Source organism: Janthinobacterium aquaticum (assembly GCF_009208565.1).
Classification (GTDB): Bacteria; Pseudomonadota; Gammaproteobacteria; order Burkholderiales; family Burkholderiaceae_D; genus Janthinobacterium.
The window spans coordinates 72234-85165 of sequence record NZ_WFLK01000004.1; the positions used below are offsets into that span (position 1 = coordinate 72234).

11 protein-coding genes and 2 tRNA genes are annotated in these 12932 nt (G+C 62.9%); 5 read left to right on the forward strand and 8 right to left on the reverse strand.

Translation table 11 applies throughout. From position 1 onward, the window contains the following. The first annotated feature begins 75 nt into the window (after window positions 1-75). On the forward strand, window positions 76-396 hold the full coding sequence (locus GCM43_RS08110) for a thioredoxin family protein (RefSeq protein ID WP_152243042.1): 321 nt from the start codon (window positions 76-78) through the stop codon (window positions 394-396). Window positions 397-943: 547 nt separating this feature from the next. Next, entirely contained in the window at window positions 944-2242 is a 1299-nt protein-coding gene (locus GCM43_RS08115; protein WP_152243043.1) for an MFS transporter, read from the forward strand. A gap of 171 nt (window positions 2243-2413) precedes the next feature. Here GCM43_RS08115 and GCM43_RS08120 read toward each other — a convergent pair. The 5 genes from GCM43_RS08120 to GCM43_RS08140 all read right to left on the reverse strand — a co-directional run bounded on the left by GCM43_RS08120 (window position 2414) and on the right by GCM43_RS08140 (window position 6649). Continuing rightward, window positions 2414-2490: transfer RNA gene (locus GCM43_RS08120), tRNA-Met, on the reverse strand. A 69-nt stretch (window positions 2491-2559) separates the two neighbouring features. After that, a tRNA-Met gene (locus tag GCM43_RS08125) sits at window positions 2560-2636 on the reverse strand. Between the two features lie 60 nt (window positions 2637-2696). Next, the gene (gene miaA / locus GCM43_RS08130) at window positions 2697-3638 is read right to left on the reverse strand and encodes a tRNA (adenosine(37)-N6)-dimethylallyltransferase MiaA (RefSeq protein ID WP_152243044.1); all 942 of its coding nucleotides are present in this window, start codon (window positions 3636-3638) and stop codon (window positions 2697-2699) included. Between the two features lie 149 nt (window positions 3639-3787). Next, entirely contained in the window at window positions 3788-5689 is a 1902-nt protein-coding gene (mutL, locus tag GCM43_RS08135; RefSeq protein WP_152243045.1) for a DNA mismatch repair endonuclease MutL, read from the reverse strand. Window positions 5690-5716: 27 nt separating this feature from the next. Beyond that, window positions 5717-6649 carry a peptidylprolyl isomerase gene (locus tag GCM43_RS08140; protein ID WP_152243046.1) on the reverse strand — a complete coding sequence of 311 codons (933 nt, stop codon included), beginning with the start codon at window positions 6647-6649 and terminating at the stop codon, window positions 5717-5719. 224 nt (window positions 6650-6873) lie between these two features. Here GCM43_RS08140 and GCM43_RS08145 point away from each other — a divergent pair, with 224 nt between their 5' ends. Together GCM43_RS08145 and GCM43_RS08150 are read left to right on the forward strand one after the other, a co-directional pair. Then, entirely contained in the window at window positions 6874-7524 is a 651-nt protein-coding gene (locus GCM43_RS08145) for a VTT domain-containing protein (protein ID WP_152243047.1), read from the forward strand. Window positions 7525-7704: 180 nt separating this feature from the next. Next, entirely contained in the window at window positions 7705-8751 is a 1047-nt protein-coding gene (locus GCM43_RS08150) for a carbonic anhydrase (protein WP_152243048.1), read from the forward strand. Here the strand turns inward: GCM43_RS08150 and GCM43_RS08155 are convergent. From GCM43_RS08155 to tsaE, 3 genes are read right to left on the reverse strand one after another with little or no spacing between them, the layout of a single operon-like run. Next, entirely contained in the window at window positions 8748-9602 is an 855-nt protein-coding gene (locus tag GCM43_RS08155) for a D-hexose-6-phosphate mutarotase (protein ID WP_152243049.1), read from the reverse strand. The two genes, GCM43_RS08150 and GCM43_RS08155, sit on opposite strands and share 4 nt — an antisense overlap. A gap of 22 nt (window positions 9603-9624) precedes the next feature. After that, complete coding sequence (locus GCM43_RS08160) at window positions 9625-11022, reverse strand: N-acetylmuramoyl-L-alanine amidase (protein ID WP_152243050.1); 1398 nt, start codon at window positions 11020-11022, stop codon at window positions 9625-9627. Then, complete coding sequence (gene tsaE / locus GCM43_RS08165; protein WP_226929391.1) at window positions 10986-11483, reverse strand: tRNA (adenosine(37)-N6)-threonylcarbamoyltransferase complex ATPase subunit type 1 TsaE; 498 nt, start codon at window positions 11481-11483, stop codon at window positions 10986-10988. Before tsaE ends, GCM43_RS08160 begins: the two co-directional genes overlap by 37 nt. Before the next feature lie 117 nt (window positions 11484-11600). Here tsaE and queG point away from each other — a divergent pair, with 117 nt between their 5' ends. After that, window positions 11601-12692 (forward strand): tRNA epoxyqueuosine(34) reductase QueG, encoded by a 1092-nt coding sequence (gene queG / locus GCM43_RS08170; RefSeq protein ID WP_152243051.1) that lies wholly within the window; start codon window positions 11601-11603, stop codon window positions 12690-12692. Window positions 12693-12932: the final 240 nt, after the last annotated feature.

The window sequence follows — 12932 nt, forward strand, 5'->3', positions numbered from 1 at the left end:
GTACGCTGGCGTACGGCACGATAGGCCCGCGCGGTGCATACTGGCCGCGCGGGCTTTTTTATCAGGAGACCAACCATGAACAACATCTATGCCGTGGCGCAGCCGACGCGCGCTGAAATCGACGCCCTGGCCGGCGCTACTGTGCTCGAATTCGGCACCGGCTGGTGCGGCCACTGCCGCGCCACCGATGCACCGCTGGCCAGCGCACTGCAGCAGCATGCCGGCGTGCCGCATCTGCGCGTCGAAGACGGCCCGGGCCGCCCCTTGGGCCGCTCGTTTCGCGTCAAGTTGTGGCCCACGCTGATTTTCCTGAAAGACGGCCAGGAGGTAGCCCGGCTGGTGCGCCCCCTCGACAGCACCGAAATCGCCCAGGCGCTGGCGCAGATCGCCACCTGAACATTCAACTCGGAAGCTCGGGGTCAGTTCCGCCATTTGTACACGAACTCATCTGTTACTCCGATTTCAGGCCGGTGGTGATGATTAAGGATGGGGCCGTGTCGGAATGGCGGAACTGACCCCGCTTTGGATTGAACATACAACTTTCTTGCCGCGCTGCATCACTGCGCGTATGATCGGTTTATCAGCAAGATCGACCTGATCATCACGCCGCTCCACCTTGAGCGGGCGCAGGCAAGGCTACATCACAAATGAGCGATGCCGCGATGTTGCGCCGCCGCCCTTGGCAGCACGCACAGGTCCCATACGCAATGCCCGGCAACACGCCGGACGCTGCCGCACGTCTTCCATCCCCTGACGGCGCCCCGGTTTGCCCGACGGCGCACAACCGTTGTTTTTTGGTTGCTCAATATATAGCAAATGCGCAGCATTTCCGCGCGCGCCCCGCTATGATAGATGAACAACGCGCCTAGACAACGTGCTGTGCTGCTGCCTGAAAAAACATCCAGAGAATGGCCTTTAGACACCCTCCCCAAGGAGCGCAGTAATGAGCACCACCCCGAGCACTACCCACAAGAAAAATTCACCAGGGACCGTGCTGTTTGCCAGCCTGATTGGCACCACTATCGAGTTCTTCGACTTCTATATCTACGCCACCGCCGCCGTGCTGGTGTTTCCCAAACTGTTCTTTCCTGCCGGCGATGCGTCGGCCGCCATGCTGCAGTCGCTGGCCACGTTTGCCATCGCCTTTTTTGCCCGTCCGGTCGGTTCGGCCGTGTTTGGCCACTTCGGCGACCGCATCGGCCGCAAGGCGACCCTGGTTGCCGCGCTGTTGACGATGGGCATCTCCACCGTGGTGATCGGTTTGCTGCCGACCTACGCCGCCATCGGCACGCTGGCGCCGCTGCTGCTGGCGCTGTGCCGTTTCGGCCAGGGCCTGGGGCTGGGCGGCGAGTGGGGCGGCGCCGTGCTGCTGGCCACGGAAAACGCGCCACCGGGCAAGCGCGCCTGGTACGGCATGTTCCCGCAACTGGGCGCGCCGATCGGCTTTTTCCTGTCGGGCGGCATTTTCCTGCTGCTGAGCGAAACCATGACCGACGAGCAGTTCTTCAGCTACGGCTGGCGTATTCCTTTCCTGGCCAGCGCCTTGCTGGTGATCGTCGGCTTGTATGTGCGCCTGAAAATTACCGAGACGCCGGATTTCCAGAAAGTCATCGACAAGAACGAAGTCGTCAAGCTGCCGGTGGCCACCGTGTTCCGCCAGCACGGTCGCATGCTGTTCCTGGGCACCATCATCGCCTTGGCCACCTTCGTGCTGTTCTACCTGATGACGGTGTTTGCACTGAGCTGGGGCACCACCAAGCTGGGCTTCACCCGCAAGGAGTTTCTGATCGTGCAACTGTTTGCCGTGCTGTTCTTTGCCCTGACGATTCCGTTCTCGGCCGTGCTGGCCGACCGCCGCGGCCGCCGCAGCACGCTGATCTGGGTGTCGGTAGCCATCGCCATCTTCGGCCTGGTGCTCGCGCCCATGTTCGGCTCCGGCGTGACCTGGGAAGTGACGCTCTTCATGTCGGTTGGCCTGGGCCTGATGGGCATGACCTACGGACCGCTGGGCACCATGCTGTCCGAACTGTTCCCGCCGGAAGTGCGCTATACGGGCGCGTCGTTGACGTTCAACCTGGCCGGCATCCTGGGTGCTTCGCTGGCGCCGTATATCGCTACCTGGCTGGCCACCAACCATGGCTTGCAGTACGTGGGCTACTACCTGTCGCTGGCCGCACTGCTGACGCTGGCAGCCTTGCTGGCGGTGGGCAAGCCACGGGCGGGGAAAGAGGTTTGGCAATAAGGTTGCTGGCGCTGTTTTTACCGCTGTAGAAATCAGGGGCCAGACCCGCCAGGTCTGGCCCCTGTCTTTCAGCCGTTGGGAGCAAACAGGCCAACGGACTGCCCAGGCGCGCTATAAACGAAAAAACCGCCGCTGCATGAAGCAGGGGCGGTTTTCGGTGCGGCGAATTCTTGGTGGTGATAGGTGGACTTGAACCACCGACCCCAGCATTATGAATGCTGTGCTCTAACCAACTGAGCTATATCACCAGACAGACCGGCTTGAGACCGGATGCTCGGTTTTTCATGTTCGATACGCAAAACATGAACCATAATCTTTGGTGGTGATAGGTGGACTTGAACCACCGACCCCAGCATTATGAATGCTGTGCTCTAACCAACTGAGCTATATCACCCGACAGGCGAGCATTATCCAGTCTTCTCTTTTTTCTGTCAATGCCGCCACCAAAAAAGTTTTATGGCTGTTGCGCGCTGATCTGCGCCAGCATCTGTGCGGCCGGATCGTTGCCGAGGCAATCGATGACGACTCTGTCAGGCATCGAACGCAGCCATGTCAACTGGCGCTTGGCCAGCTGGCGCGTGGCGATAATGCCGGTTTCGCGCAAGGTGGCGCGGTCGATGCGGCCATCAAGGTATTCCCAGGCCTGGCGGTAGCCCACGCAGCGCATCGACGGCAGGCCCGGATGCAGGTCGCCACGGCGGCGCAAATCGTCGACTTCATCGAGCAGTGCGTCGTCTTTCAGCATGGCGTCAAAACGCGCCGCGATGCGCGCGTGCAGCACGGCCCGGTCCGATGGTTCCAGCGCAAACGACAGCAGACGGAATGGCAGCACGGTCTTTTCGCGCTGCGCCAGCAGGGCCGACATAGGCTGGCCCGACAGGGCGATAATCTCCAGTGCGCGACCGATGCGCTGGGCGTCGTTGGGCGCCAGGCGCGCTGCCGTGACCGGGTCCAGTTCGGCCAGGCGCGCATGCATGGCCGGCCAGCCGATGGCCGCGGCATCGCTTTCCAGCTGTACGCGCAGCGCCGCATCGGCGCCCGGTAAGTCATCGAGGCCGTCGGTCAGGCCCTTGAAGTACAGCATGGTGCCGCCGACCAGCAGCGGCAGCTTGCCGCGCGCCGTGATCTCGGCCACCAGGCGCAGCGTACCGTTGCGAAACTGCGCCACCGAATAGGCGTCGAGCGGATCGATAATGTCGATCAGATGATGCGGCGCCTGCGCCAGTTCCTCGCGCGTGGGCTTGGCCGTGCCGATATCCATGCCGCGGTAGACCAGGGCAGAATCGACCGAAATGATCTCGGATGGAATCTGGGCGGCAATCGCCAGCGCTGCTGCGGTCTTGCCGCTGGCAGTGGGGCCCATAATGGCGATGGCCAGGGGGGAGTTATTGGTCATATTTGAATCTAGGGTAAAAGTTGCAGCGTACGTCGGCGTCGGTCAGCGTAGGTCGGATTAGCGTAGCGTAATCCGACGTTGCTGATGGATGTAGACGCGGTTTTTTTTGATTATGTCGGATTACGCTGCGCTAATCCGACCTACCCGACCTACTGGCCGCGCAGGAATAATTTATCCAGCGCGCTGATTTCCACCTGCACCCAGGTCGGCCGGCCATGGTTGCACTGGTCAGCGCGTTCGGTGCTTTCCATCTGGCGCAACAGGGCGTTCATTTCCTGTACCGACAGGATGCGGTTGGCGCGCACGGCGGTATGGCAGGCCAGGGTGCCCAGCAGTTCGTTCTGGCGCTCGATCAGCACGCGAGAGCCGCCGTATTCGCGCACGTCGCGCAGCACGTCGCGCGCCAGCGTCTGAGCGTCGGCGTTTTTCAGCAGCGTCGGCACGCTGCGCACGGCCAGCGTGGTCGGCGACAGCGCGGCAATGTCGAAGCCCAGCGCCTTGAGCGTGTCCTGGTTCTCGTTGGCGGTCGACACTTCGATCGCATCGGCATAGAACGTTACCGGGATCAATAGCGCCTGCACCTGCATGTCCTGGCCCGAAACCTGCGCCTGCAGCGCGTTTTTCAGCTGCTCGTACAGGATGCGTTCGTGCGCCGCATGCATGTCTACCAGCACCAGGCCCTTGGTGTTTTGCGCCAGGATATAAATGCCATGCAGCTGGGCCAGCGCAAAGCCGAGCGGATACTCCTCGCGCGCCATCGCCTCGGGTGTGGCTACATACGGTTCGACCTGGGTAATCGGGGAGGGACCGGACGCACCCGTGCCGGCAAACAGCGCGCCATAGGCTGCCGTGCTTTGTGCCACGCCGGGCATCTCGGCAAAGAACGGCTGCGTGCCACCGCCTGGCGGCGCGTAGGTATTGGTAAATTGCGCGCCAAACGAGGTCTGCGTCTGTTCGCGGCGCCAGATGCCGGGGCCGCCGGCAGGTGCATCGCCGCCCAGGCTGGATGCGGCCGGCAAGGGCGCTGGCACGCTGCCAAAGGCGGTGGCCGAGGTCTGCGCCAGCGCGCGCTGCACCGCGTGAAAGACGAACTGGTGCACCGAGCGGCTGTCGCGAAAGCGTACTTCGATCTTCGACGGATGGACATTGACGTCCACCAGCGACGGATCGAGGTCGAGCGCCAGCACGTACGAAGGGAAGCGGTCGCCGTGCAGCACGTCCTGGTAGGCCATGCGCACCGCATGCACCAGCAGCTTGTCGCGCACGAAGCGCCCGTTAACATAGAAGAACTGGCCGTCGGCGCGCGCCTTGGACGCTGTCGGCAGGCCGACAAAGCCGTGCAGGCGCAGGCTGGCGGCGGTTTCATCGAGCGCCAGGCGCGCTTCGGCAAAGTCGTTGCCGAGGATATGCGCGCTGCGTTTGGCCAGTTCGCTGATGTTCCACTGGTCGATGGTGCGCCCGTTATGCGACAGCGAAAACGACACATCGGGCCGCGCCAGCGCAATGCGGCGTACCACTTCGGCGCAGTGGCCGTATTCTGTCTGCTCGGATTTGAGGAATTTGCGCCGCGCCGGCGTATTGAAGTACAAATCCTGCACATCGACCGTAGTGCCCGGTGCGCCCGATGACGGGGCGACCGTGCCGTTGTGCGAGCCGACGATTTCCCAGGCATGCGCGGCGTCGGCCGTGCGCGAGGTCACGGTCACGGCCGCCACCGAGGCGATCGACGCGAGCGCTTCGCCGCGAAAGCCCAACGTGCCGACGTTTTCCAGGTCATGCAGCGAGGCGATCTTCGAGGTGGCGTGGCGCGCCAGGGCCAGCGGCAGCTGATCCTTGTCGATACCGCGGCCGTTGTCGGTAATCGCAATGCGCTTGACGCCGCCTTCTTCCAGGCGCACGGTGATCTGCGTGGCGCCCGAGTCGAGCGCATTTTCCAGCAGCTCCTTGACCACCGCCGACGGCCGCTCGACCACCTCGCCGGCGGCGATCTGTGAAATCAGCTGGTCGGGCAGGGCCTGGATCGGGCGATGGGGAGTATGCGGTGCGTTCATGCCGCGATTATACCGCCCCTGCCGTGCTTATTTCCCCACTTCCCGCACCGGTATCGGCGCATTGCACACATCGATATGTCCGGCCGCCACCTTGCTCCACGGTCCGCCGCGGTTGCGCTGGGCATCGAGCACGGCCTGGTAGGCTGCGCTGTCTGTGCGCATGACTTCCAGGCGGCTGCGCTCGGCCTCCGGCACGTCCTGCGCCAGGCGGATCGATTTGATCGGCACGTTTTTGTCCGGGCTGTCGTAAAAGCCCATCGGGCCGGCGCCGCGCGGCAGCGTCGACAGCAACGGCATGCCCGACACGACGCGGCCGACCACCGTGATGTCGCGGTCGAGGTGGCGCGGCGACTGGCCGATCACGGCGTACAGTTCGGTGCCGCCGCCGCTGTCGCTGGCCACGTCGCGGCCCACGCCGACCGTGCCGTAGCAGTGGGTCAGCCAGGCGGTGCCGCTTTCCGGGTCGCGCGCCGAGGCAAAGCCGTTCGAGTGGCCGACCTGCGGCGCATAGCCGTCGGCATCGGGCAGGCGGGTAAAGCTGGTAATGCTTTGCATCGGCACCGTAAATTCGCCGGGCAGCGTGCGCTGCGCGTGCCGGATCGGTTTCGGGTTTTTCTCATCGGGGTCGCCCCATTGCACCACCCAGTTGTCCTGCGCGCGCGTGATGGCCAGGCCGTCGTAATACTGTTCGGCTACCAGCGCCTTGATATTGGCCACATGCTTCGGCGCGAATTGCGGCGCCAGTTCGATCACCACCCGCCCGGCCGGCGTTTCCATATACAAGGTGTTGGCCGGGTCGAGCGCGCGCCAGTCCGACGGCTTGCTGGCCTTGACGACGTCGGCCACGCTGGCCCTGGCAGGCAGTTCGGCGGCAGGACGGATGGTGGCGGCCGTGGCGCCCAGCAGCGGGTAGCCGAAGGCGACGGCGATGGTCAGGGTCTTGAGGGCGTTCAGATGCATGGATTCTCCTGGTCGGCGCGGCTTGCGCCCGGCAGAAAGTGTATACCCTCCTGGTCGCAACATGGCCAGATTGTGGCGTTTTTGCGCCATATCCTTAATCGAGACTTAAAATGCAAGAGCCGCCCGGGCGCTGAAAAATTAATCACGAAATATGGGCCGTGGGACTGCCTTCGCACTGGCCTCGTGGTGTATGATTCCGGCGCTACCTTTGGGGAAAATAATTTATGGATTTAGTGCAATTTCTCGACATGATTGTGCATGTCGACAAGACGCTCGGCATTTTGATCGAACAATACGGCACGCTGGTCTATGCGGTGCTGTTTGCCATTATTTTTTGTGAAACAGGCCTGGTGGTGCTGTTTTTCTTCCCCGGCGACACCTTGCTGTTTATTGCCGGCGCTTTCTGCGCAACCGGCCAGATGCACCTGGGCTTTCTCCTTTTCCTGCTGGTGACGGCGGCCATTACCGGCAACACGCTCAATTACTGGATCGGCGAGGCCATCGGGCAAAGGGTATTTACCCACGATTACCGCTGGATCAACAAAGATGCGATGCGCCGCACGCACGAGTTTTTTGAAAAGCACGGCGGCAAGACGATTATCCTGGCGCGCTTCGTGCCGGTGGTGCGTACCTTTGCGCCGTTCGTGGCCGGCATTTCGGACATGACCCATGCACGCTTCCAGATGTATAACATTACCGGCGCGCTGCTGTGGGTGGTGGGCCTGGTCACGGCTGGCTACTTCTTCGGCAATATCCCCTGGATCCGCGACCACCTGACACTGATCGTGCTGATCGGCGTGGGCGCCGCCGTGGTGCCGGTGGTACTGGGCGGCATCTGGAAGTTGTACAAGAAGATGACGGCCCGCTCCGCATAAAACGGCAGAAAAACGGGGTCAGGTCGGCCAAAGCTACACGAGCTCATGTTTCATCGATCAGCTTGGTAGCTTCCGACGGTTGGGGCCGTGTAGCAATGGCCGACCTGACCCCAGATTTTCATTCAAGTTTTGTTGCCTTGAAGCCGTAAACCAGAAGGTATTCTTACTTTCTGGATTTTCATGCGAAATTTGAGCGCCCTGTTTGCCTGCAGCCTGGCCGTCATGACGGCCACGGCCAGCGCCAAAGATGCACCGACTCCGGCCATTGCGCCAGCCGGTGCCAGCGCATCCCATTCCGCTTCGGCGCCAGCAACGGCCGCCCAACGAGCGGCGGCCATGAAAACCATTACCGAATCGGTCAAGGGCAAGCCATCGGTGGCCATTGCGCCCACCGAGCGCGAGAAGGAGGAGTCGGCCGAGGTCGACCTGTCGGCGCGCATCGCTGCGCGCCTGGCTGAAATGCGCGCTACCCAGGCGGCGCGCGCGCAGGCCCGCGCCAAACATGCGGCCACCGTCAAGGCCGCGCCGCCGCCTCCGCCGCCGGTGCCGCGCGGTACCCACTGGTCGTATGAAGGCGACAGCGGGCCGGCCAACTGGAGCAAGATCAATGTCGACTGGGGCAAATGCAGCAATGGCAACCGCCAGTCGCCGATCGACATCCGCGACGGTATGAAGGTTGACCTCGAGCAGATCAGTTTTGACTACCGTCCGTCGTCATTCAATGTGGTTGACAACGGCCATACGGTGCAGGTGGGCGTGGGCAGCGGCAACTACATCACCGTGCAGAACCGCATGTTCGAGCTGCAGCAGTTCCATTTTCACCGCCCGGCCGAAGACCGCATCAATGGCAAGACCTATGAAATGGTGGTGCATCTGGTGCATCGCGACGCCGAGGGCAAGCTGGCGATCCTGGCCGTGATGCTCGAGCGCGGCGAGCCGCAGCCGACCATCCAGACCGTGTGGAACAACCTGCCGCTGGAAAAATTCGACACCATGAGCCCGACCATCCTGCTCGATCCGGCCAAGCTGCTGCCGGCGCGGCGCGACTATTACACGTTCATGGGATCGATGACCGAGCCGCCTTGCAGCGAAGGCGTATTGTGGCTGGTGATGAAGCAGCCGATGCAGGCGTCGGGTGCGCAGATGGCGTTGTTCAGCCGCCTGTATCCGTTCAATGCACGTCCGCTGCAACCGGCCAACGGACGCATCATCAAAGAGTCGAACTAATTCGTCTGCACTTCCAGCTGCTGACTGCCATGCCACTGGGCGCCGGCGGCCAGCAGGTCGGGCTGGATCAGCGCCGCTTCGATGCAGACAAAGCGCTGGTATTCGTCGTCGGCCAGGTCGGCCAGGGCGGCTGCGTCCTCGGCGCCCGGGTTCCAGATCACGGCGTCGGTAAAGCCCTGCTGTGCCAGGCGCAGCGTGGTGTCGCCCGACTGCATGGTCAGCGCGCCAGGCAACTGGTAGTAAATGCGATCGAGCTTGCCGGTGAACTGCAGCCATTCCTCGGCCTGCAGCGCGTCCTGCGGCGTGTCGTCCGAGTAGCGCACATGCTGCAGGCCGCGCACGCGCGCTGCAGCCAGCTCAGGCACGGCAAAATAGCTGTGCAGGGCCGCTGAAAACGGGAACGCCTGGGCGCCCGTGTTATGCACGTTCAGGCTCAGGTTGAGTGTATCGGCGTGGACGCTCACGCGCAGGCGCAGCGTAAAGTCAAACGGCCAGGCAGCGGCAATCGCTTCGGGCAGATCATGCTGGGTCAGCGCAAATTCGGCCCAGGCCGCGCCGTCCTGCTCGCCGCTGTCGGCCAGCTGCCAGATCGATACACGCGCAAAGCCGTGGCGCATGCCCGCGCCGCGCGCGGCGAACTGGGGGAAAATCACGGGCACGCCGCCACGGATGGCGCGGCTGCCGTCAAGCGAGGAGTCGCGGCTGCAGAACAGCCGTTCCTGGCCGCTGCTGGTGCGCCACGATACCAGGTGGCCGCCGTACAGCGTCACGGTGGCCTGTGCGCCGTCGGCGGCGCGGATGGTCACGGCCGGCAGCTGGCCAAATAGATGTTGATTGATGCTGTTGCTCATGCTCGGGGTTCAGGCTTTCGTTTCAGGTCATGCGGCTTTTCGCCAGGGGCGGATTTTTCGCAAAGTAGTTCTTGATGCCGGTGACGATGGCGTCGGCCATCTTGTCCTGGTAGGCGTTGTCGGTCAGCTTGGCTTCTTCTTCCGGATTCGAGATAAAGGCCGTCTCGATCAGGATCGAAGGAATGTCGGGCGCTTTCAATACGGCGAAACCGGCCTGTTCGACCGATCCCTTGTGCAGGCGATTGATGCCGCCGATCTCGCGCAGCACCGCGCTGCCCAGTTTCATGCTGTCGTTGATCTGGGCCGTGGTCGACAGGTCCAGCAGCACGCTGGCCAGCTGCTTGTCATGGCTCTTGACGTTGACGCCGCCGATCAGGTCGGCCTGGTTTTCCTTGTCGGCCAGCCAGCGCGCCGCGCTCGACGAGGCGCCTTTTTCTGACAGCACGAACACCGACGAGCCGCGCGCGGTCGGCTGCACGAAGGCATCGGCATGGATCGACACGAACAGGTCGGCCTGCACCTTGCGCGCCTTTTCCACCCGCATGCCGAGCGGCACGAAGAAGTCGGCGTCGCGGGTCAGCATGACGCGCATATTGGGCTGCAGTTCGAGCTTGGTCTTGAGGCGCTTGGCAATGGCCAGCACCACGTCTTTTTCGCGGCTGCCGCGGCTGCCCGAGGCGCCCGGGTCTTCGCCGCCGTGGCCCGGGTCAAGCGCCACGGTAATCATGCGCACCACTTTCTGGCCGGGCAGCGGACGCGCTTCGGGGCGCTGTTCCGGTTTCAGGTTCGGTTTCACATCGGGCAGGATCGGCGTGACAGGCGCCACGGCCACCGGCGGCTTGCCGCTTTCGGGCAGCGGCAGCGCCGGCGGCGGGGTATGCGTGTCGCTCATCAGCGGCTTGCCCGGGTCGCTCGACCAGTCGCCTTTTTCTATCATCTGCGCGATCAGATCCTGTTCCTGCACCGGATACAGGTCGAAGATCAGGCGGTGGTTGTAGGAGCCTGCCGGCGGCAGCGTAAACAGCTGCGGCCTGACTTCTTCCTTCAGGTCGAATACCAGCCGTACCACATTGGGCCGGTTCTGGCCCACGCGCACCTGCTTGATATACGGATCGTTCGACTGGATCTTGGCCACCAGGCCCTTGAGGGTCGGATTGAGCTCGAGCCCCTCGATATCGATCACCAGCCGTTCCGGGTCCTTGACGATAAAGTGGGTGGCCTTGAGGATGCTGTCGTTTTCCAGCGTGACGCGGGTATAGTCGTCGGCTGGCCAGACGCGCACGGCCAGGATCTGCGCGGCCATGGCCGACATCGGCGCAAACACCGACAGCAGCAAGGTGCCGCCGGCCTTGAGCAGGGTGCGGCGGGTGACCGGCGAGGCGATCAAAGGTTTGGGGCGAACTTGAGGCGTTGAAGGCATGACAGACCCAATTTTGAAGACCCCTGCAATTCTACATCACGTCCCGTACCGGCAACGCTCAGATAGATATTGATATCGGCCGGCGGCAGCACCGGATCGGCTTTCTCGGGCCATTCGACGATGCAGATATTGTGTCCGTTGAAGTCTTCGCGAAAGCCGGCGTCGAGAAACTCTTCCGGGCTGCCCATGCGGTACAGGTCGAAATGAATGATATCGAGCGGCTGGCCATCCAGTTGCACGCTGTACGGCTCGGACAGCGTATAGGTCGGGCTTTTTACATGGCCGGTGTGGCCGGCCGCATGCAGCAGCGCGCGCGTGAGGGCCGTCTTGCCGGCACCGAGGTCGCCGTGCAGGTAGATGGCCAGGCCCGGCGCCAGCGCGCGCGCCAGCGCCGCACCCAGCGCAGCGGTGCCGGCTTCGTCATGGAGATGGGCTTTGAAGTGTTCGGTCGTGGACATCATCGGTATCGCATAAAATAGAGGCTGAATAAATTGCGCGAAAAAACGCTGCGCCCATTGTAACCGCCCGCCTGGCATCGTTCACCACGCCGCCGCTGCTGTCATCTTTGTAAAGTTTCCATGTCTGCCACCGATACCGACCTGACCGCCCTGGCGCGCTCCATCAAGGCATGGGGCCAGGAACTCGGCTTTGCCGAAGTGCGCATCGCCGATGTCGACCTGTCGCACATGGAAGCGCCGCTGCAGGCCTGGCTCGATGCAGGGTATCATGGCCAGATGGACTATATGGCCAGCCACGGCATGAAGCGTGCGCGCCCGGCCGAACTGGTGCCCGGCACGGTGCGCGCCATCAGTGCGCGCATGAACTATCTGCCGCCGGCGCTGGGGCCGCAGTGGCGCGAGCAGGAAGCAGCGCGTGGCGACGATCCGTCGGCCGCCGTGATCTCGGTGTATGCGCGCGGCCGCGACTATCACAAGGTGATGCGTTCGCGCCTGCAGCAGCTGGCCGATCGCATCAAGGGGCAGATCGGCGAGTTCGGCTACCGCGTCTTCAGCGACTCTGCGCCCGTGATGGAGGTCGAACTGGCGGCCAAGGGCGGCCTGGGCTGGCGCGGCAAGCATACCTTGCTGATCAACCGCCAGGGTGGTTCGTTTTTCTTCCTGGGCGAAATCCTGGTCGACGTGCCGCTGCCGGTCGACCCGCCCGAAACCCCGCGCTGCGGCCAGTGCTCGGCCTGCATTACCGTCTGCCCGACCCAGGCCATCCTGGCGCCGCACAAACTCGATGCGCGCCGCTGCATTTCCTATCTGACGATCGAACTGAAAGGCGCGATTCCACTGGAGATGCGCCCGCTGATCGGCAACAAGGTGTATGGCTGCGACGATTGCCAGACCATCTGCCCGTGGAACAAGTTTGCCCAGCGCGCGGTGGTGCCCGATTTCGACGAGCGCCACAGTCTGGGCAGCGCCGGCATGGTCGAGCTGTTTGCCTGGACCGAAGAGCAATTCAACCGCAATATGGAAGGAAGCGCAATCCGCCGCATCGGCCACGAGCGCTGGCTGCGCAACCTGGCCGTCGGCCTGGGCAATGCCGCTGTTACGGCAAAAGGCCGGCCCGACCTGGTGGCGGCGCTATTGAGCCGCCGCGAGCACCCGTCCGAGGTGGTGCGCGAACATGTGGAGTGGGCGCTGGCGCTGCACGGCGCGGCCTGATTTTTTCACCCTTTACTTTGAACTGATGCCATTTTTGCGGCAGGACCTGTCACGTTCAAACTTTCTCCTTGACTTATCGATATATCGTTATAAAATAACGATACCTACTAACGATATATCTTTAAAAAGAAGCCATGAACACTTCAACCACAGAACAAGGCCAGCAAGGCCATCATCATCACCACCACCATCGCGGCCACGGTGGCCATGGCCACGGCCACGGCCATGGCCATGGTGATT